General features: G+C 61.9%; 24 protein-coding genes. 21 read left to right on the top strand and 3 right to left on the bottom strand.

Annotated features, from left to right (window positions below; translation table 11 throughout):
- The first annotated feature begins 10 nt into the window (after window positions 1-10).
- The 3 genes from ACN8ZM_RS04360 to ACN8ZM_RS04370 all read left to right on the top strand — a co-directional run bounded on the left by ACN8ZM_RS04360 (window position 11) and on the right by ACN8ZM_RS04370 (window position 2,201).
- Window positions 11-736 carry an OmpW/AlkL family protein gene (locus tag ACN8ZM_RS04360; protein WP_420210638.1) on the top strand — a complete coding sequence of 242 codons (726 nt, stop codon included), beginning with the start codon at window positions 11-13 and terminating at the stop codon, window positions 734-736.
- A gap of 149 nt (window positions 737-885) precedes the next feature.
- Entirely contained in the window at window positions 886-1,326 is a 441-nt protein-coding gene (locus tag ACN8ZM_RS04365) for a nuclear transport factor 2 family protein (RefSeq protein WP_420210639.1), read from the top strand.
- A complete protein-coding gene (locus tag ACN8ZM_RS04370) occupies window positions 1,317-2,201 on the top strand; it encodes a pirin family protein (protein ID WP_420210640.1) in 885 nt (294 codons plus the stop codon). Before ACN8ZM_RS04365 ends, ACN8ZM_RS04370 begins: the two co-directional genes overlap by 10 nt.
- A 153-nt stretch (window positions 2,202-2,354) precedes the next feature.
- On the opposite strand, the gene ACN8ZM_RS04375 is transcribed toward ACN8ZM_RS04370, so the two are convergent.
- On the bottom strand, window positions 2,355-3,056 hold the full coding sequence (locus ACN8ZM_RS04375) for a TetR/AcrR family transcriptional regulator (RefSeq protein WP_420210641.1): 702 nt from the start codon (window positions 3,054-3,056) through the stop codon (window positions 2,355-2,357).
- 154 nt (window positions 3,057-3,210) lie between these two features.
- On the opposite strand from ACN8ZM_RS04375, the gene ACN8ZM_RS04380 reads away from it, so the two are divergent.
- From ACN8ZM_RS04380 to ACN8ZM_RS04415, 8 genes are all read left to right on the top strand, one after another.
- Window positions 3,211-4,074, top strand: a complete 864-nt coding sequence (locus ACN8ZM_RS04380) for an alpha/beta fold hydrolase (RefSeq protein WP_420210642.1) — start codon at window positions 3,211-3,213, stop codon at window positions 4,072-4,074.
- Window positions 4,055-5,101 carry a VOC family protein gene (locus ACN8ZM_RS04385; RefSeq protein ID WP_420210643.1) on the top strand — a complete coding sequence of 349 codons (1,047 nt, stop codon included), beginning with the start codon at window positions 4,055-4,057 and terminating at the stop codon, window positions 5,099-5,101. Before ACN8ZM_RS04380 ends, ACN8ZM_RS04385 begins: the two co-directional genes overlap by 20 nt.
- Complete coding sequence (locus tag ACN8ZM_RS04390) at window positions 5,098-6,864, top strand: bifunctional 3-(3-hydroxy-phenyl)propionate/3-hydroxycinnamic acid hydroxylase (protein ID WP_420210644.1); 1,767 nt, start codon at window positions 5,098-5,100, stop codon at window positions 6,862-6,864. The genes ACN8ZM_RS04385 and ACN8ZM_RS04390 overlap by 4 nt, the downstream gene beginning before the upstream one ends.
- Before the next feature lie 24 nt (window positions 6,865-6,888).
- Complete coding sequence (locus ACN8ZM_RS04395; RefSeq protein ID WP_420210645.1) at window positions 6,889-7,683, top strand: 2-keto-4-pentenoate hydratase; 795 nt, start codon at window positions 6,889-6,891, stop codon at window positions 7,681-7,683.
- A gap of 11 nt (window positions 7,684-7,694) precedes the next feature.
- Complete coding sequence (locus ACN8ZM_RS04400) at window positions 7,695-8,642, top strand: acetaldehyde dehydrogenase (acetylating) (protein ID WP_420210646.1); 948 nt, start codon at window positions 7,695-7,697, stop codon at window positions 8,640-8,642.
- Between the two features lie 11 nt (window positions 8,643-8,653).
- Window positions 8,654-9,670 (top strand): 4-hydroxy-2-oxovalerate aldolase, encoded by a 1,017-nt coding sequence (gene dmpG / locus ACN8ZM_RS04405; RefSeq protein WP_420210647.1) that lies wholly within the window; start codon window positions 8,654-8,656, stop codon window positions 9,668-9,670.
- Between the two features lie 74 nt (window positions 9,671-9,744).
- Window positions 9,745-10,863: an amidohydrolase family protein gene (locus ACN8ZM_RS04410; RefSeq protein WP_420210648.1), complete on the top strand. Its 1,119-nt coding sequence runs from the start codon at window positions 9,745-9,747 to the stop codon at window positions 10,861-10,863.
- A 118-nt stretch (window positions 10,864-10,981) separates the two neighbouring features.
- Window positions 10,982-11,707 (top strand): OmpW/AlkL family protein, encoded by a 726-nt coding sequence (locus tag ACN8ZM_RS04415; protein WP_420210649.1) that lies wholly within the window; start codon window positions 10,982-10,984, stop codon window positions 11,705-11,707.
- 497 nt (window positions 11,708-12,204) lie between these two features.
- Here the strand turns inward: ACN8ZM_RS04415 and ACN8ZM_RS04420 are convergent, their stop codons facing one another.
- Entirely contained in the window at window positions 12,205-13,947 is a 1,743-nt protein-coding gene (locus tag ACN8ZM_RS04420; RefSeq protein WP_420210650.1) for a hypothetical protein, read from the bottom strand.
- Window positions 13,948-14,504: 557 nt separating this feature from the next.
- Between ACN8ZM_RS04420 and ACN8ZM_RS04425 the strand changes: the two genes are divergently transcribed.
- The 3 genes from ACN8ZM_RS04425 to groL all read left to right on the top strand — a co-directional run bounded on the left by ACN8ZM_RS04425 (window position 14,505) and on the right by groL (window position 19,312).
- A complete protein-coding gene (locus tag ACN8ZM_RS04425; RefSeq protein WP_420210651.1) occupies window positions 14,505-16,847 on the top strand; it encodes a KAP family P-loop NTPase fold protein in 2,343 nt (780 codons plus the stop codon).
- A 482-nt stretch (window positions 16,848-17,329) separates the two neighbouring features.
- Window positions 17,330-17,623, top strand: a complete 294-nt coding sequence (groES, locus tag ACN8ZM_RS04430; protein ID WP_011351136.1) for a co-chaperone GroES — start codon at window positions 17,330-17,332, stop codon at window positions 17,621-17,623.
- Window positions 17,624-17,671: 48 nt separating this feature from the next.
- Window positions 17,672-19,312, top strand: a complete 1,641-nt coding sequence (groL, locus tag ACN8ZM_RS04435; protein ID WP_043181578.1) for a chaperonin GroEL — start codon at window positions 17,672-17,674, stop codon at window positions 19,310-19,312.
- 183 nt (window positions 19,313-19,495) lie between these two features.
- Here groL and ACN8ZM_RS04440 read toward each other — a convergent pair whose 3' ends face one another.
- A complete protein-coding gene (locus ACN8ZM_RS04440; RefSeq protein WP_043181580.1) occupies window positions 19,496-20,362 on the bottom strand; it encodes a hydroxymethylpyrimidine/phosphomethylpyrimidine kinase in 867 nt (288 codons plus the stop codon).
- 254 nt (window positions 20,363-20,616) lie between these two features.
- Here ACN8ZM_RS04440 and ACN8ZM_RS04445 point away from each other — a divergent pair, with 254 nt between their 5' ends.
- From ACN8ZM_RS04445 to ACN8ZM_RS04475, 7 genes are all read left to right on the top strand, one after another.
- The gene (locus ACN8ZM_RS04445; RefSeq protein ID WP_004186709.1) at window positions 20,617-20,787 is read left to right on the top strand and encodes a rubredoxin; all 171 of its coding nucleotides are present in this window, start codon (window positions 20,617-20,619) and stop codon (window positions 20,785-20,787) included.
- A gap of 104 nt (window positions 20,788-20,891) precedes the next feature.
- Window positions 20,892-22,193, top strand: a complete 1,302-nt coding sequence (locus ACN8ZM_RS04450; RefSeq protein WP_420210652.1) for a hypothetical protein — start codon at window positions 20,892-20,894, stop codon at window positions 22,191-22,193.
- Between the two features lie 182 nt (window positions 22,194-22,375).
- Window positions 22,376-22,954, top strand: a complete 579-nt coding sequence (locus tag ACN8ZM_RS04455) for a YqgE/AlgH family protein (protein WP_011351143.1) — start codon at window positions 22,376-22,378, stop codon at window positions 22,952-22,954.
- Entirely contained in the window at window positions 22,951-23,400 is a 450-nt protein-coding gene (gene ruvX, locus ACN8ZM_RS04460) for a Holliday junction resolvase RuvX (RefSeq protein WP_027788201.1), read from the top strand. The genes ACN8ZM_RS04455 and ruvX overlap by 4 nt, the downstream gene beginning before the upstream one ends.
- Window positions 23,387-23,899 (top strand): bifunctional pyr operon transcriptional regulator/uracil phosphoribosyltransferase PyrR, encoded by a 513-nt coding sequence (gene pyrR / locus ACN8ZM_RS04465; protein WP_420210653.1) that lies wholly within the window; start codon window positions 23,387-23,389, stop codon window positions 23,897-23,899. Before ruvX ends, pyrR begins: the two co-directional genes overlap by 14 nt.
- Before the next feature lie 73 nt (window positions 23,900-23,972).
- Window positions 23,973-25,004, top strand: coding sequence for an aspartate carbamoyltransferase catalytic subunit (locus ACN8ZM_RS04470; protein WP_006476735.1), 1,032 nt, complete (start codon window positions 23,973-23,975; stop codon window positions 25,002-25,004).
- Window positions 25,005-25,056: 52 nt separating this feature from the next.
- A complete protein-coding gene (locus ACN8ZM_RS04475; RefSeq protein WP_420210654.1) occupies window positions 25,057-26,334 on the top strand; it encodes a dihydroorotase in 1,278 nt (425 codons plus the stop codon).

A 26,334-nucleotide genomic window follows, 5' to 3' on the forward strand; every position in this document is an offset into this window, starting at 1 on the left:
TGGAGACGACATGAAACACGTAAGCAAAGCGGCCCTCTTGATGATCGCGACCACTTCGATGGCCCATGCGCAGTCCGCTGGGCAAGTCGTGGTGAATGCCGGCTGGTTGCATCTCGCGCCACAAGATTCAAGTCAGCCGTTGACCGTCCATGCATTCGGACAATCGAACGAGGTTCCGGGAAGCGGGGCAAGCGTCGGTAACTCGGATACCTTCGCACTTACGGCGCGGTACTACGTAACGGACCACGTCGCACTCGAGACGATCCTCGGTGTTCCTCCGAAGTTGCATATGACCGGTACGGGGTCGATTTCCCAACTCGGTGAGTTGGGTACGGCGCGAGCCTGGAGCCCCGCCCTTCAGCTCCAATACCATTTCGGCGAGTCGACTTCACGCTTTCGGCCGTATCTGGGGGCGGGGGTCGCCTACGTCTGGTATCGGTCCATTCAGTTGAGTCAACCGGTTGCGACCGGCCAAATGCTCTATTCGCCGACTTTCGGGACGCAGCTCGAGGGTCCGACGTCGGTGACGTTGAGCAAGTCGTTCGCGCCGGTCATCAATGCCGGTCTCACGTACAACATCAACTCGCGCTGGTCGATCGGTGCGTCGGTGTCGTATATGTGGTCGTCGACCAAGGCGACGCTCACGACGCACTCTCCGGTGGGAACCATCACCACCACGACCAAGGTGAAGATCAATCCGATCGTCAGTTTCGTATCGGTCGGCTACAAATTCTAGGGATCGACGCCTTGGTGATGTAGAGAAAGCGGAGCAAGCGGCGAGCGTGATGCCGCATCTCGTCGAGCTCGACAACATCGAAGAGCTACGCAGATCGAGCGTGGGTATGCGCTCAAGTCAAATTTCGATGCAGTATTTGGAGAAGGGCTATGTCAAACGCAGAGGAATCCAGAAACGTTGCGACTGTGAAGGAGTATTACGCACGGGGCGACGCTGGCCGTACAGATCTCTTCGATCTGTTTTCCGACGATTTCCAGTTCTATTTCCCGAAGTTCGGGATCGGAGCCGGAAAGGCGGCGTTTGCCGAGTTCATCACTGGGTTCATGTCGGCCGTCAAATCAATCTCGCATGATGTCGCAGCTATGAAAATCATCGAGGGCGGCGGCTTTGTCGTTGTCGAAGGTGTCACGAGCGGTACCTACAACGACGACAGATCATGGTCAGGTGGAAGGACGCCGGGTGGCCGGTTCTGCAGCGTGTTCGCATTCAATGGCGAGGGCCTCATCAATCGCATGCACGTCTATCTCGATCCCGACTACATGGGCGACGATACGGGCCGCTTTCTTTGGGGAGAATCCCGATGCTGGTGAACAGGCAAATCGTGCATCGCACGCGTGGCGATGGCCACGGACCGATCGCCCGGCTGATGAGTCCGTCCGATCTGGGGGAGATGCTGAAACCTTTCGTGTTTCTCGACATTTTCGACTTGGGGCGACTGGCTCTTCAGGCCATGGCCATGGGCGGGGGGATGCCGCTCCATCCCCATTCGGGCGTGGCAACCGTCACGGTGCTGGTCGAGGGCCGACTGCATTACGACGACCCGACGACTGGTTCCGGCACGATCGAGTACGGAGGTGTTGAATGGATGCGTTCCGGTAGCGGTGTGTGGCACGGCAAGGAAATGTCGCCGTATGAGAACGTGTCCCGCGTCCTCGGCTTTCAGCTTTGGATTGCGTTACCACCCGAGCTCGAGAATGGAGAGCCGGAGTGCTGTTACGTCATTGAAAAAGACATGCGGCGTGCAGGTCCTGCCTACATTATCGTTGGCGAGTATGGGGGAGTCTCGAGCCCTGTTCCGGCGCCGGCAGGCATCAACTATCTGTTGGTCACGCTCGAGCCTGGCGAAAGCTGGACCTACTGGCCGCCAGTCCATCACGCTGTAGGTTGGCTGGCCCTCGCAAAGGGAGCACTGCAAACGGGTGAGTCGATCGCCGCAGGTGAGATGGTGCTCTTCGAGCAGAACGAGGCCGCTATCGTATTGCGTGCATCAGGAAACGAGGATGCCGTTTTCGTACTGGGATCCGCCGTGCCGCATCCGCATGCGTTGCATCTCGGTCGGTACTCGGTTCACACGTCGGCGGAAGCGCTCATGGCAGGCGAACGCCGCATTGCCGAACTTGGCCGTGAGCTGGAAGAGAACGGGACGCAATGTACTGCGTCGGGTACCACTCCGGTGATTCGCTAGTGCGTTGGCCCCTGCATTGACCACGGTATGCCGAAGGCCCCTGCTATTTCGATTTCGGCAACGGAGAACCCGTTCAAATCTCTGTTTCCGCAAACGACGCGTGCAGCAGCGAACCAGCGAGATCATCCCCGACGGGCGTGAAGGTCGATGCCGTCAAACCGTGGATAGCATGTGAGCCTGCAGTCTCGCATGCCCTCGTTCGAGCAGTGACGTGGCGGGCATCTCGATACGAGGTAATGCAGTGTCGACAAGCGCCTTGGTCTCCTGTCGATCGACGCCAAGTGCGCGGAGGATCGCGGCAACGACGGGCTCCGGAGGGATATTTTCGGGGCCTTCGGTCGTGATTCTGAGGATGGTGGCCAGCACAGTTCCGGCGATCACGTCGAGCGCTGTTGCAACACCGACGTCATTGAAGCGGCCCAGCGACAAACCCTGCTGGATGTGAACAGGCAGGAAGACGTAAATAAGACTGCTTGGCCCGGCGGAGTGCAGGCCAGCCGCACAAATGAAACGGGCCAGTAGCGGATAGGTGCGCGCCGTGTGCAGGAACATTCGCACGCCGCATGCGATGCGTCGCGCCGGATCCTCGTATTCATGTACTTCCGCTTCAATCAAGCGCAGCAACTCGTCGTTGAGTTCCTGCGTGACCGCTGCGAGCAGATCCTCGTTCGTTCGGAAGTACTTGTAGAAAGTCCCCTGCGAAACGTCCGCCGCGGCAATGACGTCCTGGATGACGCTTGCCCCGACCCCTTTGTCTGCAAACACCAGCATCGCGCTTTCGATCAGTCGAGCGCGCATCCGTTCACGCCGCTCTGCGGCGACGCGGGTTCGATGATCAACGGTAGTTTCACTCATGACGGAATTATACGGCGCCACAACAAGCACTCCTGCAGCCTAGGTGAAAACGAGTATGTTGTCATGATGACAAATATCTCATTATTAGATCAAGCAAGTTCAATCACCTTCCTGGAGCGACGACGCCGTGAATGCACCGTCCGTGACTCGCGCAATGAACCAACGCACCGTTCGAGTCGGTGCGCGGAACATCTTTTTTACCGAACTGGGAGAGGGGCCTGTTGTCCTCATGCTCCACGGGGGCGGCCCCGGTGCTTCCGGGATGTCGAATTATTCGCGTAACGTCGAATCGCTCGCTTGTCACTATCGAGTCGTCGTGCCGGACATGCCCGGTTACGGTAAATCGACGAAGGGACTTGATCGCGCAGACCCCTTTGGCGATCTGGCCACGAACCTGCTCGGGATGCTGGATGCACTGAAGATTCGGCGCGCGCATGTGATCGGCAACTCGCTGGGTGGCGCATGTGCGCTCCGCATGACGCTGGAGCGCCCTGCCGCAATCGGGCGCCTCGTGTTGATGGGCCCGGGCGGTGTGGATACGACGCGCGGATTGCCTACTCCCGGCCTCAAGCGTTTGCTGAACTACTACAAGGGCGAAGGTCCTTCGTTACAAAAGCTCACGACGTTCATCCGGGGCGACCTCGTGTACGACGGCAGCTTGGTTCCCGATTCGACGATTCAGGAGCGCTTTCAGTCCAGCATCGATCCGGAGGTCGTGGCCAGCCCGCCGTTGCTCGGTCCCAAGGGCATCCCGCAATTCAAGAAGGTGGATTTCACGCGGGACCCGCGGTTGGCGTCGGTGCAGAATCCGACGCTCGTGCTGTGGGGCACGGAGGATAAGGTCAATCGTCCCAGTGGCGCGCATTCGCTTCAGCGGCGCATGCCGAACTGTGACGTACACCTGTTCAGCAAGACCGGTCACTGGGTGCAGTGGGAACGTGCCGACGAATTCAATGCCATGGTATTGGCGTTCCTGGCGCAGGACGGAGCTGACGCTCATGCTGCCCGTACTCGCTGACTCGGAGCTTGTTGCCATGCCAGCCATTGCGAGTTCGTCGTCCGCGCCGAACAGTTTGTTCGGTCGGATCCGTATGGGTTATGTGCTCGCCGAATCCACCCGATTGGACGAATGGAGGAAATTCGTTGGGGAAGGGCTCGGGCTGCATGTAGACCGTCCTCGATCCGGTGTGCTTGCGTGCCGCATCGACTCGCACCAACGGCGGTTGATCATCCGTGAGGGGCGTGCGGAAGACGTTGCTGCAATCGGCTGGCAACTGGCCGATGACGCGGCGTTGAAGCTCGCATTCAATCGCCTTGCCGCGTTTGGCGTCAGCGTGAAGGAAGGAAGTGCCGAAGAGGCCGAGCTGCGAGGTGTGAAGCGCTTCTGGTTCTTCGCGGGACCGAAAATGCTGCGCACCGAACTCTTTACCGACCCGGTGCTGACCGATTTGCCGTTGAACATGAAAGCGAGCGGGTTCGTTACCGGCGCCTCTGGCATGGGGCACGTTGCGATTACGACTCGTCAACCGGAAGCCATGCAGGCGTTCTGGAAAATGGTGTTCGACGCCCGACTTTCCGACGAAATCGAAGACAAGATCGATGGCCTGAGTCTCGACTTTGCCTTCCTTCGATTGAATGAGCGCCACCATTCGCTTGCGACTGCATCGACACGCGGCGTTCGCGTGAATCCGTTGCGCACGCAGATCCATCACATGAATCTCCAGTGCGCGTCGCTGGACGATGTGACCCAAGCCTATCTGCGGTGTCGAGCAATGGGCTATCCGATTGCCAATGCGATCGGCCAGCACCCGAATGACCGCGAGCTTTCCTTCTACGTCGAGACTCCGTCCGGGTTCGAGATCGAACTGGGCTGGAATCCGATCGTGGTGGACGAGCACGCGTGGCGCACGACGACCTATCAGGGCATCAGCCTGTGGGGCCATCGCCCCGAGAACCTGAGCCTGCGCGTCAGGCTGAGCCGCGCCCGTCGTGCGCTCGCCTCGCTGATGCACCCCGAATTCACTATACAAGGAGACCAGTCATGAACGCAGTGCATCAGGACGATGCGTGCGACGTCGCGATCGTGGGGCTCGGGCCGACCGGTCTCGTGCTGGCGCACATGCTCGGGCAGGCAGGACATCACGTCGTCGTGCTCGAGCGCGAGCCGGTTTTTTATGGCAACGCACGGGCGGTGTACACCGACGACGAGTGCATGCGCATTTTCCAGCATCTCGCAGTGGCCGATGAGCTGCAGTCACGGATGATGATGGAGACGCCGGTGCAGCTCGTTCGTCCGGACGGCACGCCGATCACGCAGTACATGCCGCGCAAGCGCCCGCTTGGCTGGCCGGTCATCAACTTCTTCTATCAACCGTATCTGGAAACGACGCTGTCCGACACGCTGTCGCGGTATCCGAACGTGGATATCCGCCGAGGACGTGAGGTCGTCGAATTTTCGCAAGACGGCGAAGGTGTCAGCATCGTGCATCAGGCCACGCGTGAAGCTCGATTCAGCGACAGCACGGATGCGCGGACGAGCGTGAACACCGATCCCGACGCCCGGTCGATGCGGGCACGCTACATGATCGGCGCGGACGGTGGTCGCAGCATCGTGCGTACGCGGCTCGGCATTGAAATGGCCGGCAAGAGTTTCCCGGAGCCGTGGCTCGTCGTGGACATCGAACGCAAGCCGGGTACGGACGCGCTGCGTCATCTTCCTTACTTCAATTTTGTCGTCGACCCGAAGTTGCCGGTCGTGAGCTGTGTGCAGCCCGACAAGTTTCACCGGTTCGAGTTCATGCTGATGCCCGGGGAAACGAAAGAGAACATGGAGCGGCCCGAGACGGTGCGCAAGTACCTGTCCAAATTCGTCGATCCGGACCAGTTCGTCGTCAAACGCAAGCTCGTCTATACGTTCAATGCACTGATCGCGGCCAAATGGCGGGTCGGCCGTGTGCTGCTGGCCGGCGACGCCGCGCACATGACGCCACAGTTCATGGGGCAAGGCGCCAGTTCCGGTGTGCGCGACGCATACAACCTTGGCTGGAAACTGGACCTTGTGTTACGTGGGGTCGCCGGTGACGCGATGCTGGACACCTATCAGTCGGAGCGTCACGCGCATGCAAAGGCAATGATCGACGTATCCGTGTTGCTGAAGAACGTCGTGTCGGCGAGAAATCCGCTCGCGACGCTCGTGCGCGATACCTCCCTCGCGATCATCAGAACAATCCCACCGCTGAAGCGCTGGTTCCAGGAGGGCGGATTCAAGCCCGCTCCCGTCTATCGGAAGAATGCCTATCTCGGCATGCCGCGACGTCGCCGGAACGGACCGGAGGGTGCGTTGGCGCCGCAACCCGAAGTGCGCCGGTTTGATGGTTCACGCCAGCGGATGGACGATCTGCTCGGACGTGGATTTTCGCTCGTCGGATTGAACGTCGATCCGACCCGGTACCTGGACGAAGTGTCGGCGAAAGCGATGCAGACGTTGTCGGTGCAGTGCGTCACGTTGTATCCGTACGGCGGACGTCCGCAGGGCCTCAACGGCGTCGAGCGCGATAACCGGAATGGTGGGGTGACGGAAGTCGAGGATATCAACGGCGACATGGTCTCCTGGTTCGTGAAGGCTGGGTTCAGCGATAAGGCAGTGGCGATCCTGAGGCCGGACCGATTCGTGTTCGCCGTCGTTCCCGTAACCGAGCTCAATCGCACGGTAATGCGACTGCGCGACCAACTTGGCATGCCCATCGCCGGGAGGAGCCCTCGCACCTCTGCTTCGGCAAGCGCGCCTTCCATGGCCAAGGCAGCCTGAATTTCGATTTCCATACCATCAATCATGTCTCAATCGTCTGATCACACTTGCATTCAAGCCGCAGCCGAAGCGCTGCGCAGTGCGCGCGCAACGCGTACCGCGATCGAACCGATTGCTTCGCGGTTCGGCATTTCCGGGCTGGAGGCCGCTTACGCTGTCGCCGAAGCGAATACGGCAGAACGAATTGCCGCTGGGCAGCGCATCGTCGGGAAAAAAGTCGGATTGACTTCGATCGCGGTACAGCAGCAACTGGGTGTCGACCAGCCCGACTTCGGCGTGTTGTTCGACGACATGGAGTATCTCGACGGCGACGATGTTCCAATGAATCGATTGCTGCAGCCGAAGATCGAAGCGGAGGTCGCATTTGTCGTCGGGCGAGATATCGACGACGAAGCACCGAGCTACAGCCGCGTTCTGTCTTCGCTGGCCTATGCGCTGCCGGCCCTCGAGATCGTGGACAGCGCGATTGCGGACTGGCGGATCGCGCTCGAGGACACCGTCGCGGACAACGCCTCATGCGGTCTGTATGTGCTGGGCCATCAGCCGATCGCGGTTGGCCAGCTCTCGCTCGGCGAATTGGGCATGTCGATGACGAAGCAGGGCAAGACTGTGTCAACTGGCGTCGGTGCAGCCTGTCTTGGCCATCCGTTGCGTGCGATCTATTGGCTGGCCTGCACCATGGCGCGCCGCGGTCAGATGCTGCGCGAAGGCGACGTGATCCTGTCCGGCGCACTGGGGCCGATGGTGCCGGTGACGAGGGGCGACGCGATTCACGCGCAGATCGGTGCACTCGGCAGCGTGCGCTGTCGCCTCGTTTAAGGAGCGTATCGATGAGCAAGAAACTCAAGGTCGGCATCATCGGTAGCGGGAACATCGGTACGGATCTGATGATCAAGATCCTGCGGCACGGCGAACACATCGAGATGGGTGCGATGGTCGGAATCGACGCTGCATCGGACGGACTGCAGCGTGCTGCCCGCATGGGCGTCGCCACGACGCACGAAGGCGTCGAAGGACTCAGTCGGATGCCGCTGTTCGAGGACATCGACATCGTGTTCGATGCAACGTCAGCGTCGGCACACACCCGCAACGATGCATTCCTGCGAGCAATCAAGCCTGGCATCCGCTTTGTGGATCTGACGCCGGCGGCAATCGGCCCGTATTGCATCCCGGTGGTGAACGGCGAGCGCCATCTCGATGCGCTCAACGTCAACATGGTGACTTGCGGAGGGCAAGCGACGATCCCGATGGTAGCGGCCGTGTCGCGGGTCGCGAAGGTCCACTACGGCGAGATCGTGGCATCGATTTCCAGCAAGAGCGCGGGGCCCGGCACGCGCGCCAACATCGACGAATTTACCGAAACGACGTCGCGGGCAATCGAGGTGGTCGGCGGAGCGGCGAAGGGGAAAGCCATCATCGTGCTCAACCCTGCCGAGCCGCCGCTCATCATGCGCGATACGGTGTATACGCTCAGCGATTTCGCCGACGAAGGTCGGATCGAGGAGTCTGTCGCCCGAATGGCCGAAGCGGTTCAGTCCTATGTGCCCGGCTATCGCCTGAAGCAACGTGTGCAATTCGATCGCATCGAAGCCGATCGGCCGATCCGGATTCCGGGTGTCGGTGAGCGCATGACGGGCCTCAAGACTTCGATCTTTCTCGAAGTCGAAGGCGCAGCCCACTATCTGCCGGCATACGCCGGCAACCTCGACATCATGACGAGCGCCGCCAAGATCACGGCAGAAAAAGTCGCCGCCCGCCTGCTGGCCAATGCAACGTGAGTTTCGCTCCTATGGACAAGAAGATCTATATCTCCGACGTGACGCTGCGCGATGGCAGTCATGCGATTCGTCACCAGTACAGCGTCTCACAAGCGCAGCAGATTGCGCTTGCGCTCGACGAGGCCCGGGTCGATTCAATCGAAGTGGCACATGGGGACGGCCTGCAGGGAGGAAGCTTCAACTACGGCTTCGGCGCGCATACCGATATCGAATGGATTGAAGCCGTTGCCAGCGTAGTCAAGCATGCGAAGGTTGCCACGTTGCTGTTGCCCGGCATCGGTACCGTGCACGATCTTCGGGCAGCGTACGATGCGGGTGCGCGAATCGTGCGCGTTGCCACGCACTGCACGGAAGCCGACATCTCACGCCAGCACATCGAATACGCAAGCGAGCTGGGCATGGAGGCGGTGGGCTTCCTGATGATGAGTCATATGCAGACGCCACAGGGGCTGGCCGAGCAGGCAAAGCTGATGGAAAGCTATGGTGCGACCTGCTGCTACGTTGTGGATTCTGGTGGCGCGATGAACATGAACGACGTCCGCGATCGCGTGCGAGCGTTCAAGGACGTGTTGAAACCCGAGACCCAGACGGGTATTCATGCGCACCACAACCTGAGCCTCGGCGTGGCGAACTCGATCGTTGCGGTCGAAGAGGGCTGCGATCGCGTCGACGCGAGTCTGGCGGGGATGGGGGCCGGCGCGGGCAATGCACCGCTCGAAGTGTTCATTGCGGCGGCCGATCGCCTTGGCTGGCGTCACGGCACGGATCTGTACCGGTTGATGGATGCAGCGGACGACATCGTGCGACCGCTCCAGGATCGCCCGGTGCGGGTCGACCGGGAAACTCTCGCGCTGGGGTACGCCGGCGTGTACTCGAGCTTTCTGCGCCACGCTGAACTGGCCGCAGGGAAATACGGGCTCGGCACGGTCGATATCCTGGTTGAACTGGGGCGACGGAGAATGGTGGGTGGTCAGGAAGACATGATCGTCGACGTCGCGCTGGACTTGTTGCACGCGCGCGCCGATTAAGGCATCGCATCGTAGGCAACCTCACGACGTCTCGCCGTCGCCGTTCCGGTTTCTGACCGGCGTGGCGATTCATCGTGATTTTGATCAAACATAAAAATTTCGCAATCCATATTAATGATTGCGTATTGGAGCGTGTCGTGCACCGCATAGACGTCCATCACCATTTCATTCCTCCTGCATACCGGGACGCGATGTCGAGGCACGGCCTGCACAAAGTTGCAGGTGCGGCACTTCCGGAATGGAGCGCGGATGCGTCACTCGACGTCATGAACGCGAATGCGATTCAGACAGCCTTGCTGTCGATTTCGGCGCCGGGTGTGTATTTCGGCGATGTGGAAGAAGCACGCAAACTCGCACGCCAATGCAATGAATATACGGCGGGCTTGTGCGATACGTATCCTGGTCGCTTCGGCTCGTTCGCCGTTCTGCCGATGCCCTTCACCGAGCATGCATGTTCGGAAACTGTCCATGCACTCGATGTACTGAAGGCAGACGGTGTCGTGCTGCTCGGTAGCACCGAAGGAAAGTTTCTCGGTGCGCCGGAATTCGATGAACTGATGGCCGAGCTCGATCGCCGCCACGCAGTCGTTTTCGTTCATCCGAATCTGCATCGGACGAGTGAGGAACTCGGGCTCGGTGCACCCGGCTTTCTGATCGAATTCCTGTGCGATACGACGCGCGCCGCGCTTAACCTGATGCTGACAGGGACTATGGAGCGTTACCCGAACATTCGCTGGATTCTCGCGCATGCGGGCGGATTTCTACCTTACGTCGCATGGCGGCTGTCGCTTGCCAATCTCATGCCGGAATACGTGTCGATGGTGCCTGCCGGCGTACTGACGTATATCCGGCGATTTCACTTCGATACCGCGCTGTCACCCGCGGCCTATCCTCAGGCCGCGCTGCGCGAACTGGTCGAGCCATCGCAGATTCTCTTTGGCAGCGATTTCCCGTTCGCGCCGGCACCCGTGACCGCCATGCAGCGCGACGCCCTCGAACGATCGTCGGTCTGGAGCAGCGAAGCGCGCGCCGGGATCGAGCGTGGCAACGCGCTGCGCCTGTTCCCGCGCTTTGCCGGCGCCGGGGAGCATGTCGCGGATGTGCCAGCACACGACGATGGACCTTTGACGTCGCTGAAGCGCGCTGCGGCCGGCGCGAGCGTTCGGTTGATCGATCGGCTCAGAGATCGCTGATTCCCTTTCCGTTCAGAAGGTCAGGCGTGTGCGCCTGGCGGGCGACTTCTGTCCGGCGCCGTATGGCGGTAATCCCCCAGCAGAGTAGTACCCAGATATCACAAAAATCGGAGACAACATGAAACATACGAGCGCGGCAATTCTCTTGTCGATCGCGACGATCTCGGCTGCCCACGCCCAATCGGCGGGGCAGTGGATGGTCAACGCTGGATGGCTGCATATGGCGCCGCAGGACTCCAGTCAACCTCTGACGGTCAACGCGCTCGGGCGTTCCAATACGGTTGCGGGAAGTGGAGCGAGCGTCGCTGATACCGATACATTCGCACTTACCGCAACCTATTTCGTAACGGACCATGTAGCACTGGAGACGATTCTGGGTGTTCCGCCGAAACTGCATCTCAGCGGGACCGGGACGCTTGCGGGGCTCGGAGAACTGGGGACGGCGAGTGCGTGGAGTCCGGCGATTCTCGCGCAGTACCATTTCGGCGAGCCGTCGGCGAGCTTTCGGCCGTACATCGGTGCTGGTGTCTCCTACGTGTGGTTCAAGAACGTCGAGCTCAGCAACAAGGTGGCGTCCGGGGAATTCCTCTATTCACCGACGTTTGGGACGCGTCTGGAAGGGCCAACCTCCGTAACGTTGAGCAAGTCGTTTGCGCCGATCGTCAATGCCGGCCTGAACTACAACATCGATTCGCACTGGTCGGTCGGAGTTTCGGCCGCATACGTATGGCTCTCGACCAAGGCAACACTGACGACACGATCGGCTGTCGGTGCAGTGACCAGTACGACGAAGGTGAAGATCAATCCGATCATCACCTTCGTGTCTGTCGGGTATCGGTTTTGAGATTCAGGATAGTGAATGAGGCTCGTTTGGCTAACGGGCTCTGGAGGGCAAGCTGCCGAATGACGACCCAGCTTGCTTTCGTCGAGAACTCTGCTGGAAATTGCGTTGGACTAGAGTCGACCTTCTTGTGACAATTCCTTCACGGCCAGATCGCATTCGTGATGTCCGAGCGCTCCCCGTCGGACATTTGTGCATCGTATCTAGCGGATACCGGGCGAGCGCTAAAAATATGTGCGGCCTCGCCGAGGTTGATCGCTGACGTGTCAACGTCGGAGGGGCCATTGGTGAGCGCCATTCAGTCTGGATTAGAACATGTGTTTGTTGCACGTTTCACCAATGTATCTATCGTAGGCAGCTTGAACCTTTCCGAGCCCCGCGTTCGATCAGCTTCGTTTATCGGAGGATTGATATCGGTTATCGCTTAGAGCAGGGGATACGCATCAACTCTTATAGAGCTGCTGAGTCGTTCAAGTAAACTTGGTCGCACGATGCGCTCGTCATGACGAGAACCAATTTTGGTGGAGCGCTTCGATCTCACGCTCGTAGTATTTGACGACATCCAGGGTTTGTCTCCGTCGGTCGTCATTATCGGCTGCCGCTAGATGTTGCTTCCAGCCATCGCGGGCGGATAGCATTCTCCTCATGATGCGAACAGGGACATCCTCCTTCGTTACTCTTAGTCGTTGCGGGTAGACGCCGGTAACGACGTAGGGGCGCCGGTCGCTACTCGTACCGTAGGTCGCATTCTGGGCCGACCACAGAGCATGTGGAAGGCATTTCCCCCAATGCTTGCCGAGTAGATTCACAACTATGCTCTCGGCTTCAAGGTCGCTTACAGGATAAAGCGTACCTACATATGCCCGTGCACCTCCGCAAATGAACCGCTCTGACAGTTGGTGCCACGATACGCAGGCGTTGTTGATAATGATCGGTGAGCCATGTTCTGCGAGTGCGCGTGGCAGAACGAGCAAATTATTGTCGTGCATCGCCATGGCCGCAGATGCTTTTACCCGCTTGAGGGATTCCTTCTTGGTAGGCACGAGGTCATCATTTTGCGTCCGTTCCAGATAGTCAAGAATGGCTGTCCCAACATGGAGCTTTGCTTTCGCGGGTGGGTCGTTCCAATCGATGCCGTCGAGTGAATGGAAACGGGTGTATTGCACGACGTTCAACTTGTCAGGATCATCGGTCTCGGCAAAACTAACCGCGATATCAACGACTAGTTCGCGCTGGAGACCTTCGCTGTCTGAGTAGTTGTAGGTCCAGCGATATCCGGCTACATCTCCGCAATGTGTCGCGAAGATCAGAAGATCGTACGGGAACAAATGTACCATTTCTGTCACGTTGCGAACACTGGCGCCTGCCCCGCGGTAGCCGCGAACAAATATTCGTCGGTCAGGAAGCACTTTTGTGGCGGCCTCAATCTCTGGTGCGCGTGTCTTTTCTGGGTCAACTAGTACCGCGACGTTGACGCCACGTGTGCCAGATTGCTCGGCTGCAAACCCGTTGATTATCGTGATCCCTAGGTCGGGGTAGGTAAAGAGGTGGGTCGATGGGCAGCTGGGAAAGGCGATGCCGAACGGTAGCCTTCGTGTGAAGAAGGTCATTGATCCTACTTTCGAGAAATCGAGGTCACCACATAATCCCCGGAGGCGAGCAAGTAGATTCTGACGTGTGTCTGCTTGCGAGCTCCCATTGTCATCGATGGAGTAGTAGGCTTCCAGAATATTGTCCGCCTCGACGCTGTCGACCTCAGGTATTAGGTGGAGGCCGGCGCCTAAGGCAAATGCGTAGTTCGCTGCAATGACTTCTGATAGAGGTTCTCCTTCCTCGCAAATGACCAAGTGGTCGCTCTTTCCCGATATTGTCGTTGATGGTGTGGGAGCGCTATCGTCAAACTTAATCAGACGCCCTTCATACAGGGCTTGAAGGACGCCGATGCCGACAGCGTTGGTGTTCCACATTAGTGGCTGTCGAGCGGCTCTCTCAGGAGGCGCGAGCGCAAGCGCGTCGGCAGCTGAGCAGAGCCGTGTGCGCGCTCTCGGCAAGCCTGCCGACATTGCGACAGCTCCTTTATCGCTCAAGCCGGCGAGGATCACGACCTTCGCTTTGAGTCGTGCCAATGCGTTGTTCCGCCGCAATACCTCAGCATCCGCGTCGTTACGCGTCATGCGCGGGCCATCAAGTACCGCGAAGTAGGAGCTTTTGCGTGCCAGCGCGCAGCTGAAGCTGGCTGCCAAAAGCGGATCGTCTGTGACGATCGCTGTCTGATTGAGGCTAGGGCATTTGGACGACATTCCAAGCCCCAAAGATTTTTATCGAATAGAGATTGAACATGTTCCCGTGGCTATCGTGTGTGAGACTCTTTTAGAGAAAGGGTGCGCTTCTTCGTCTTTCGCGATCGGCTATCGCCACCATGATAGTACTTACGTGTCCTTTCGCGAATGCAGTAGCAGCGACGAGGGCGTACTTTTTCGATGGGTAGCATGATGACGTAGTTTCCTTCGGGAAATGATCGGTTTCAGAAAGCCGGTGTGTGCCATTGAAGCGACGTGTGTTTGCTGTTTTGCCGTTAGCAAACAGGATGGGCTAGGATCTGCAAACGTAGAGGGATTTCCTCGTGTATCACCGGGAATTAGGCGATGTGTCGAAAAGGTATTTTGGGTGCCCGTGGGAGCACAGGTGATGAAGAACATTCGAGTGCATCTTTCCTGATGCGTGTGCAGTCGCATTCCATCTGGACGCGAGCTCTTCGTTGCTTCGGCGAGTTTGATGGTTGCACGGGAGTCAGTGTTCGATGACCAGCCTATTGGTACGCTTTTCGACGTGGTGTGCCCGTCGTCGGGCGAGGTTCGATGCGAAGGCGGCGAGAGCCGAACGGCCCGACAGCGGGATCGGGGCGGAGGCACCGATCCGGACAGCTTCTCAGGATCGCCTGAGGAGGGCCGACTTCGCGGACCGTATAGCCGGTGTGCTCTCTGAGCTTAGTTTGCGCGAGGGCCGGGTGTTTGCCATCCGGGGTGGGTGGGGCTTCGGCAAGTCCTCTCTGAAGAACCTGATTGCCGAAAGGCTCGACGCCAGAAGTGACGGAGCGGACTGGCTTGAATTCAACCCGTGGCAGTGGGGTGACGGCGAAGCGATTGCACGCGCCCTTTTTAGCCAGATGGCGGATCGTCTAGGAGGGGGGCATTCGAAGGCGGCGCTCGCTCGCGCCGAAGCGCTCCGACGCTACGGCGCGATCCTCACTGGGGCTGCTGCACCGCTCAAGGAAGCGGGGGGCTCAAGCCATCTAATCTCGATGGTCCTGACGAATGCTTCGTTGATCGCCGTCGCCTCGGCCATAGGTTTCGACCTCCCGACGGTAGCAATGGTGGCGGCCGCTCTTGCAACGTTCTCCGTCTGTGTGTCCGTGCTGGGGGGAGTGCTATCCCTTGTCGGACGTGATCGCAGTGGCGAGCCGCTAGACAAGGTGCGCGAAGCGCTCGAAGTTCGTCTTCTCGAACTCGACCGCCCTCTGGTTGTGTTCGTTGATGACATTGACCGGCTCGAGCCCGAGCAGATCCGGACACTCCTTCGGCAAGTGAAGGCAAATGCCAACTTGCCGAACATAGTCTTTGTGCTTTTGTTTCAGCCCAGTATTGTGGAGCGTGCGCTGGACCCGGTCGCCAATGACGACGGTCGCGCCTTTCTTGAGAAGATTGTGCAGGCTAGCTTTGACCTGCCGGCCGTCCCAACGACGATTGTGCATCGTATATTTGCGGAGGCACTCTCGGAGCTGGCGGGCCCCTACGCAACCGAGGCGAATGGATTTTCGGAGACGCGTTGGGGTAATGCCTTTGTCGGATGCATCCAGCCCTTGCTGCGCAATATGCGCGACGTGCATCGACTGATCTCGTCGATCGCCGTGCACCTGCCGTTGCATGTCGACGGTGACGTGTTTGAGGTGAACATTGTCGATTTCCTCCTTTTGGAAGCGCTTCGGGTCTTTGAGCCGCGCTTCCACGAGGCGTTGTTCCGAGAGCGGGATCTGATTCTCCAAACGCAGCGATACCGGGGCGATGGCCGACGGGATGAGGATAAGAAGGCGGCTGAGAGGCTATTAGGGGTCGTGCCTGACGAGCGCCGCGCCGTTGCGCAGGATGCTCTCAAAGACTTGTTTCCGCTTATCGAATGGGCATTCGGGGGCACGAACTATGCGAATGGTTTCCATGCAAGGTGGCGGTCCGAAAAGCGAGTGTGCTCGACGCGCTACTTTCCTCGTTACTTCGAACTTCAGACCGCAGCTGGTGAAATGTCAGAGCGCCGATTCGTCGAGTTTCTCGATGCCACAGCGACGAAGGACCGTCTAGCCGCAGTGGTCGCAGATGTCGAGACTGACGGCTTGTTGCCCTCGCTCGTCACAAGGCTTGACGAATCAGTCGATCGCCTCCCAGTCGCTAACGCCGCCGTGCTGCTGCCTGGAATGTTCGACGTAGCTCAAAAGTTTGCGGGCATACGAGGTGCTGATCCTTTCAATTCGCCTTGGCTTTCAGCATGGCGAGCGACGAGCTGGTTCCTGAAGCGGATTCCAGAGGATGTGCGAAGTGACTTGGTAGGCGAGGCGCTTCGTCAGACCAAGGCTCTGTCTATCGCTGCAATGCTGATTCATCTGAGCGATCCCGCCGATCGTGAAGAGGGGGACGACAGTAACTTCGATCCTGCGCTTAATATCGATACCGTTGGGGCGATGAAGACCGAATGGCTGCGCTTGATTAGGAGTCGCGCCACGGATGGCGACGCGCTGATCGCTGAACCAGATCTTATGTTCCAGCTCCACCGATGGGGAAAATATGCGGGCACGTTGGATGAGCCCCGTGAGTGGATGACGGGGGCGATTCGGACCGACGAGGGCTTCGCAAGCATGGTCGCGCGCATGATGTTCCGCGGCACGAGCCATTCGTGGGGCGATCGGGTTTCCACGCCGCACAACACCTTTAATAGGGAGACGATCGACGACTTTATCGGTATCGGCGTGGCAAAGGCCAGGTGCGACGCGATCGATCCCGGCAAATTTCCTGAGCACGAAGAGGCTCTGCGAACCTTGCGTCGCTTTCTTGAGAGATGGTTGGGACAAGAAAGCAGCGACCCATTCGACTTATAGCGGTTGGCCGCTGTCGACGTCGAGTCGATCGGAAGGCGGGGGCTCGCCATCTTGGAGCAGCGAGAATTAGATCCAGATGACTCTCGGGTCGGCTGGCTTGAATCTGCGGGAACTTGGTGCGGGATTACCCTAGACGGTTCTCGTCGCAGGATCAAAAGATCAGCTTCTGTGTCGAAGGGCTGTCGATCAAGTTGTAGTGCTCAGGAGGTCTGGCGATCTCCGCAAGTTATTGTTTTATTGATGAATATTTGCATGCGTCGCAGCCGGCGCGGGCTCTTGCAAGTTCCGATTTGAACGAAAAAAGTTCCAAGTTGGACGCATCTCGACACCTGAAAATTCCTCCGGTTTCCCTTCTTGAATTTGTCAAAACCCGTCCATATAATTAGCACTCGCTGCACGAGAGTGCTAACAATTCTCTGCCGGGCGACAAGCCGGGCAGATTCCCTAAGCGTTCTTCAATCTCAGTCAAGAGAGGAGTGAATATGAACCTTCGTCCTTTGCACGATCGCGTGATCGTCAAGCGCCTGGATCAGGAAACCAAGACCGCCTCGGGCATCGTGATCCCCGACGCCGCTGCTGAAAAGCCGGACCAGGGCGAAGTCCTGGCCGTCGGCCCGGGCAAGCGCGACGACAAGGGCGCCCCGATCGCGCTCGACGTGAAGGTCGGCGATCGCGTCCTGTTCGGCAAGTACGCAGGCCAGACCGTGAAGGTCGACGGCAACGAACTGCTGGTCATGCGCGAAGAAGACATCATGGCCGTGGTCAACGCCAAGTAAGCGCGTCCACCGACGGTACATATTCCCAAGAATTCAAGGAGTTAGAAGATGGCAGCTAAAGACGTCGTATTCGGCGATTCCGCCCGTTCGAAGATGGTCGAAGGCGTGAACATTCTCGCCAACGCAGTCAAGGTCACGCTGGGTCCGAAGGGCCGCAACGTCGTGCTCGAGCGCAGCTTCGGCGGCCCGACGGTCACCAAGGACGGTGTGTCGGTCGCGAAGGAAATCGAGCTGAAGGACAAGCTCCAGAACATGGGCGCGCAAATGGTCAAGGAAGTGGCTTCCAAGACCAGCGACAACGCAGGCGACGGCACGACGACGGCAACCGTCCTCGCGCAATCGATCGTTCGCGAAGGCATGAAGTACGTCGCATCGGGCATGAACCCGATGGACCTGAAGCGCGGCATCGACAAGGCAGTCGCAGCGGCTGTCGAAGAGCTGAAGAAGATCAGCAAGCCGTGCACGACGAACAAGGAAATCGCACAGGTCGGCTCGATCTCGGCGAACAGCGACACGTCGATCGGCGATCGCATCGCTGAAGCGATGGACAAGGTCGGCAAGGAAGGCGTCATCACCGTCGAAGACGGCAAGTCGCTGGCTGACGAACTCGACGTCGTCGAAGGCATGCAATTCGACCGCGGCTACCTGTCGCCGTACTTCATCAACAACCCGGAAAAGCAAGTCGCCGTCCTCGACAACCCGTTCGTGCTGCTGCACGACAAGAAGGTGTCGAACATCCGTGATCTGCTGCCGGTACTCGAGCAAGTCGCAAAGGCTGGCCGTCCGCTGCTGATCATCGCTGAAGACATCGAAGGCGAAGCGCTCGCGACGCTGGTCGTGAACAACATCCGCGGCATCCTGAAGACCGTTGCGGTCAAGGCGCCGGGCTTCGGCGATCGTCGCAAGGCGATGCTGGAAGACATCGCGATCCTGACCGGCGGCCAGGTGATCGCGGAAGAAACCGGCCTGACGCTCGAGAAGGCAACGCTGGCAGAACTGGGCCAGGCGAAGCGCATCGAAGTGGGCAAGGAAAACACGACGATCATCGACGGCGCAGGCGAAGCCGTGAACATCGAAGCACGCGTGAAGCAAGTGCGCGCGCAAATCGAAGAAGCGACGTCGGACTACGACCGTGAAAAGCTGCAAGAGCGCGTGGCCAAGCTGGCCGGCGGTGTTGCAGTGATCAAGGTCGGCGCAGCGACCGAAGTCGAAATGAAGGAAAAGAAGGCACGTGTCGAAGACGCACTGCACGCAACGCGCGCAGCTGTGGAAGAAGGCATCGTGGCAGGTGGCGGCGTTGCGCTGATCCGCGCTCGCACCGCGATCGCAGGCCTGACCGGCGCTAACGCCGATCAAAACGCCGGCATCAAGATCGTGCTGCGCGCAATGGAAGAGCCGCTGCGCCAGATCGTCACGAACGGCGGCGAAGAAGCCAGCGTCGTGGTGGCGGCAGTTGCTGCAGGTACGGGCAACTACGGCTACAACGCAGCAACGGGCGAGTACGTCGACATGGTTGAAGCCGGCGTCGTCGACCCGACCAAGGTCACGCGCACCGCACTGCAGAACGCAGCTTCGGTTGCAGGCCTGCTGCTGACGACGGACGCAGCTGTCGCAGAACTGCCGAAGGAAGATGCACCGATGCCGGGCGGCATGCCGGGCGGCATGGGCGGCATGGGCATGGACATGTAATCGACTTCGGTCGATTGTCCGGAGCGCGCAGCGATGCGCGTTCCAGCCAAAAGAAAAGACCCGCAGCGATGCGGGTCTTTTTTTATGCGTGCAGATTTCGACGCGTGCGCGGGGGAGCCGGAGCGGTCGCGCTCAAAGCGGCGCGGCAGGTGCGACGGCGGGGCATGCCCCGCCGTGTCCGCTTCAATGCCGGTGCGATGTCCTCGGCACCGGGTCGGCCTTCGCGGCCGGCGGGGTGTCCGAGTCTTCGTTGCTGCGCGCCCAGAAGAACCGGTCGGGCAGGTACGCGCCCATGCCGGGCCGGAACGCGTCGCGGACGGCCTGGTACAGGTATTCCTGCGCCTCGCGCACGGCTTCGGGCGGCTCCTGGCCGTTCGCGAGCAGCGCCGCGATCGCTGCGCCCAGCGTGTCGGTGATGCCCATCAGCCGGTGCGGCGAACGATCCCACATGTCCTCGCGCAGTTGGCCTTCCTCGCCGTACAGTGTGTTGACGAGCCGGTGCGAGCCCGTCTCGGACGACAGGATGTATTCGCAGCCTTGCGACAGCAGGTGCGACAGGGCCGCATCGAGATTCGGCGCCTCGGCATCGCCGTCCGGCTGCGCGAGCGCGATCAGCGTCGCGTAGTCGGCGACCAGCAGCGTGGTTTGCGGTGCGAGCAGGTCGGCAATCGATTCGCGCAGGTCGTCGGCGGCGAGCACGTGCTCGTCGTCGAGCGTGAAATCCGGCGCGAGCACGAGCGGCACGCCGTCGTAGTCCGCGACCACTTCGGCGATCGCGCTGACGACTTCCGCGCGCGTGGTTGCGCCGATCTTGAACGCGGCGACCGGCATGTCCTCGAGCAGCATGCGCGCCTGGGCGGCGACGACGTCGGGATCGAGCCCCGTCACTTCGTCGCAGGCGGCCGAGTCGCGCACGGTGTAGCCCGTCAGGACGGACACACCGTGACAGCCCATGCTCGCCAGGGTCAACAGATCGGCTTGAATGCCAGAGCCGCCGGTGGGATCGGACAGGCCGAAGGTGAGGACGATCGGAGGGGCGTTGCTGGACATGTAAAAATGGGGCAAGAGAAAAACGGACAAGCGACGGACATGCGGACGGCGAGGCGAAATGGGCGTTTTCGGCCCTGTGTTGCCCGGCAGGCCGCACTTTTCAGTCATTATGCGGCGGAATCCGGCCCGCACGACGGATTTTTTAGCGCAGCGCAACGTAGTCGCGTTACTCCAGCGCGATTGCTAGGCAGTCCGGCCCCGACACGGTACCATCATGGCTCCCGAATTTACCGACTTTCCCGACGCGGCTTAAGATGGAATACAAGAGCTGGATGTGCCTGATTTGTGGCTGGATTTACGACGAAGAAGCCGGGCTGCCGGAAGAGGGCATTGCCCCGGGCACGCGCTGGGAAGACGTCCCGATCAACTGGACGTGCCCTGAATGCGGCGCCCGCAAGGAAGACTTCGAGATGGTCCAGATCTGACCGGATCCCTGGCCCACGGACACACCGCTCAGGCCTCGCATCGGCCCGGCGCTCGCGCGCCGAGGGTCGCGCGAGCGACTTGACGATGACAGGCGCGCGTGTCCATGAGGCCAGAACCGGCGAACGTTCCCCACCCTGACGCACTGCCCAACCCGCGTGGCGGGGCCGTGCGCGCGGCCGACGCATGGCTTGCGGCGGCCGCCGACGCTTTCGAGCAGCGTGACGATGCGGCCGCGCCGCTGTCCGCTGCGGCGGCCGTGCTGGCGGAAGCCGGCTGGCTGCCGGCCGCGCGTTTCGCGGGGCAACTGTCGGCCGCCGTGCCGCTGGTCGCCGTCGAGCCGACTTCGACCGGCTGGCGCGCGGCGCTGCGCGATTTTCGCGCGGCCGTCGCACGCCATAACCTGCGCGAGCTCGCCTGCTCGCCCGTTCTCTTCGAACATTTCCGTGCATTGCGTGCGCAAAGCGCCGCCGACTTGCGCGCGAACGCGCCGCTCGACGCGCTCGCGCTCGTCGGTCGCGCGGTGCCGCCGGCCACGCTGCGCGCGCTGCCCGATGCGTTCGCGACCCGGATTCGCGCCCGCTACGAACAGGCGCTGCTTGGCCTGCTGCGCGCGGAACACGGCGCGCCCGACGCGGCGCTCGACGAACTCGATGCGATGCTGGCCGCGCTCGCCGACGACGATCCATACGATTTCTGGCGGCTCGCGGCCGCGTGCTTGCGCGCGTTGCGCGCCAGCGGCGCGCCCGAGCTGAAGCGCTTTCTCGCGCGCACGAACCTGCTGCTCGGCGAGCACGCGCAGGGCCGGCGCGACGCGCCGCCCGAGTTCGTGCGCGAGACGGTCGCGCTGCTATGGCGCGATTTCGCGCTGTTCGGCGCTGCGGCCGAGGATGTCGCGCTCGTCGACGTGCTGCACGACTACGGGCTGACGGTCGACTGGCACGTGGCCGGCACGCCCGCGTCCGAAGCGCTGTGGGAGGCCGATGCCGCGCGGGCCGAGCACGATGCGGTCGCCGCCGCGCCGACGCGCGCGCTCGGCGTCGTGACGGTCAATGCGCATGCCTATGAGGATTTCCTGCAGACGGCCGATGCGTCGATGGCCGACCTCGCGGCCGATCCGGCCAGAGCCGACGCGAGCGCCGCATGGCATGCGTCCGGTGCCGCCTACCGGGTCGGCACGGCCGCGTGCGCGCTCGGGCTCGGCCACGCGGCGCTCCTGGCCGACACGCTCGGCCTCGCCTGGCGGCGTGCGGCGCACGGCGTGCCGCTCGCCGACGGCGGCCTCGACGCGCATGGCCACGCGTCCGACATGCTGCGCGCGGCGCTGCTGAAGATCGCGGCCGGCGTCGCGCCGCCGGATCTCACCGCGGCGTCCGGCGCGCTCGGCGCGGCGCTCGGCCGAGCCTGACGAACAAGGGGACGAACACGCGTCGGCAACCCTTGCCGCGCGGGCCCGCAACACGCTGCCGACAGCGCCCGCGCGCGTGTTAGAGTGCCGTGTGATCCGTGCGCGCCGTTGCCAGCGCGGTGCGGCGTTGCTTGTTGATCGCGGCTCGGTCAGGCCGCGGCGTCTTTGCTAAAATTCAAACCATGTCAAAGCCTTCCGATCGCATCAATCTCACCAACCAGTTCCTGATCGCCATGCCTAACATGGCCGATCCGACGTTCTCGGGAACGGTGGTCTATCTTTGCGATCACAGCGAGCGCGGTGCGCTCGGCCTCGTCATCAATCGTCCTACCGACATCGACCTCGAATCGTTGTTCAACCGCATCGACCTGAAGCTCGACATCGAGCCGCTGCTGCACATCCCGGTGTACTTCGGCGGCCCGGTCCAGACCGAGCGCGGTTTCGTGCTGCACGAGCCGGTGGAGGGTGCGAGCTACAACTCGTCGATGTCCGTCGAGGGCGGGCTGGAGATGACCACGTCGAAGGACGTGCTCGAGGCGGTCGCGACGGGCACCGGCCCGAAGCGCTTCCTGCTGACGCTCGGCCATGCGGGCTGGGGGGCCGGGCAGCTCGAGGAAGAAATTTCCCGCAACGGCTGGCTGACCGTGGCCGCCGATCCGCGCATCGTGTTCGACACGCCGGCCGAAGAGCGCTTCGAAGCTGCACTCGGCCTGCTCGGCGTCAGCTCGTCGATGCTGTCCGGCGAAGCAGGGCACGCATGAGTGGCGCGAGTGCGCGCGATGCGACGCTCCTCGCGTTCGACTACGGCGAAAAGCGTATCGGCGTCGCGATCGGCAATGCGCTGACGCGCTCGGCCCGTGCGCTCGTCGTGATCCAGAACCTGAACCGCGAACACCGCTTCAAGGCGGTCGGCGACCTGCTGGCCGAATGGCGGCCGGACGCGCTCGTCGTCGGCCTGCCGATGCATCCGGACGGCACGCCGCACGACATGACGCAGCAGGCGAAGCGCTTCGGCAACCAGCTGAACGGCCGCTTCGGGCTGCCCGTCACCTGGGTCGACGAGCGCTATTCGTCGGTCGAGGCCGAGGCAGGGCTGCGCGAGCGCAACGTGCGCGGCCGCGCCCGGGCCGAGATGCTCGATGCCGAGGCCGCGCGCGTCATCCTTCAACAGTATCTCGATCAATTGTCCGACCATGAGCACCATTGATGCCGAGGCGCTTTACCGCGTCCTGCTCGACCAGATCCGCGCCGCGTACGGCACGGCTTTCGCCGAACCGGGCGGCCCGCGGCTCGCCGGCATTCACAGCGGCGGCGCGTGGCTTGCCGAGCGCCTCGCGCGCGATCTCGGCGCACCGGCGTTCGGCGTCGTGAACGTCGCGCTGCACCGCGACGACTACGCGAAGAAGGGGCTGCACAGCCAGGCCAGCCCGACGTCGCTGCCGTTCGAGGTCGACGGCGCGCGCATCGTGCTCGTCGACGACGTGCTGTACACCGGGCGCACCGTGCGCGCGGCACTCAACGAGCTGTTCGACTACGGCCGTCCTGCCGCGGTCGAGCTCGCGGTGCTCGCCGATCGCGGCGGCCGCGAACTGCCGGTCGCGGCACGCTTCGCGGGTGGCGCGCTCGACGTGCCGGCCGATGCGACGCTCGTGCTCGCGCGCGACGATGCGCAGTTCACGCTGCGCGTCGAGGCGCACGGCGCCTGAACGACACGCGAACCGTATCCCGGGCCGCCGGTTTGCACCGCGGCCCGTTTGTATAGTTGGAATCACGCACACCATGACCACCGACACCACTGGCCGCACCGGCAATCCCGCTGCGGCCGCGAGCCCCGACCGGTTTCGCTACGGCTTCCTGAAGGGCAACCCGCAGCTCACGAAAAACGGCGAGCTGAAGCACCTGCTGTCGATCGAGGGCCTGCCGCGCTCGATCGTCAACCACATCCTCGATACGGCCGAGCAGTTCGTCAGCGTGACGGACCGTGAAGTGAAGAAGGTGCCGCTGCTGCGCGGCAAGTCCGTGTTCAACCTGTTCTTCGAGAACTCGACGCGCACGCGCACGACCTTCGAGATCGCCGCGACGCGCCTGTCGGCCGACGTGCTGAACCTGAACATCAATGCGTCGTCGACGAGCAAGGGCGAATCGCTGCTCGACACGATCAACAACCTGTCGGCGATGCATGCCGACCTGTTCGTCGTGCGTCACGCGTCGAGCGGCGCACCGTACCTGATCGCCGAGCACTGCGCGCCGCACGTGCACGTGATCAACGCCGGCGACGGCCGCCATGCGCACCCGACGCAGGGCCTGCTCGACATGTACACGATCCGTCACTACAAGCGCGACTTCACGAAGCTGCGCGTGGCGATCGTCGGTGACATCCTGCATTCGCGCGTCGCGCGCTCCGACATCCATGCGCTCACCACGCTCGGCGTGCCGGAAGTGCGCGCGATCGGCCCGCGCACGCTGCTGCCGGGCGGTCTCGAGCAGATGGGCGTGAAGGTGTTCCACAACCTCGACGAAGGGCTGAAGGGCGTCGACGTGATCATCATGCTGCGCCTGCAGAACGAGCGGATGAGCGGCGCGCTGTTGCCGTCCGCACAGGAATACTTCAAGACCTGGGGCCTGACGCCCGAGCGCCTCGCGCTCGCCGCGCCCGACGCGATCGTGATGCACCCTGGCCCGATGAACCGCGGCGTCGAGATCGATTCGCAGGTCGCCGACGGCCCGCAGTCGGTGATCCTCAACCAGGTCACGTTCGGCATCGCCGTGCGGATGGCGGTGATGGGCATCGTCGCCGGCAACAGCGACTGAGCCCGCTTTCGCGCATCCCTATTCACGCAATCAACGCATTCACAGACAGCGCATGAAGATTCATATCAAAGGCGGCACGCTGATCGACCCGGTCGCCGGTACCGAGCAACAGGCCGACGTATTCGTCGCAGGCGGCAACATCGCCGCGCTCGGCACGGCGCCGGCCGGTTTCAACGCGGACAGGACGATCGACGCGTCGGGCCTGATCGTCGCGCCCGGCCTCGTCGACCTGTGCGCGCGGCTGCGCGAGCCCGGCTACGAGCACAAGGCGACGCTCGCGTCCGAGATGGCCGCGGCCGTCGCGGGTGGCGTCACGACCCTCGTGTGCCCGCCGGATACCGACCCCGTGCTCGACGAGCCGGGCCTCGTCGAGATGCTCAAGTTTCGCGCGCGCAACCTGAACCAGGCGAACGTGCATCCGCTCGGCGCGCTGACGGTCGGCCTCAAGGGTGAAGTGATCACCGAGATGGTCGCGCTGACCGAGTCCGGCTGCGTCGGCTTCACGCATGCCAACGTGCCGGTGCGCGACACGCAGGTGCTGCTGCGTGCGCTGCAATACGCGAGCACCTACGGCTACACCACGTGGCTGCGCCCGCAAGACGCCTTCATCGGCCGCGGCGGCGTCGCTGCCAGCGGCGCGCTGGCGTCGCGGCTCGGGCTGTCCGGCGTGCCGGTCGCGGCCGAGACGATCGCGCTGCACACGATCTTCGAACTGATGCGCGTGACGGGCGCACGCGTGCACCTTGCGCGGCTGTCGTCGGCGGCGGGCCTCGCGCTCGTGCGCGAGGCGAAGGCCGAGGGGCTGCCCGTGACCTGCGACGTCGGCGTGAATCACTTGCACCTGATCGATGTCGACATCGGCTACTTCGATTCGCAGTTCCGGCTCGATCCGCCGCTGCGCAGCGAGCGCGATCGCGAAGCGATTCGCGTGGCGCTCGCCGACGGCACGATCGACGCGATCTGCTCCGACCACACGCCGGTCGACGACGACGAGAAGCTGCTGCCGTTCGGCGAAGCGACGCCGGGCGCGACGGGGCTCGAACTGCTGCTGTCGCTGACGCTGAAGTGGGCGGACGAGACGCGCACGCCGCTCGCGCAGGCGCTGCGCCGCATCACGTCCGCACCGGCCGACGTGCTGCAGCTGCCGGCCGGCCGCCTGGCCGAAGGCAGTGCGGCCGACCTGTGCGTGTTCGACCCGCGCGCGCACTGGCGTGTCGAGCCGCGTGCGCTGAAGAGCCAGGGCCACAACTCGCCGTTCCTCGGCTACGAACTGCCCGCCTGCGTGCGCACGACGCTCGTCGCCGGGCAGATCGCGTTCGAGCGCCCCTGA

Origin of the sequence: Burkholderia aenigmatica (genome assembly GCF_048627025.1) — a bacterium.
Taxonomy (GTDB): domain Bacteria; phylum Pseudomonadota; class Gammaproteobacteria; order Burkholderiales; family Burkholderiaceae; genus Burkholderia; species Burkholderia aenigmatica.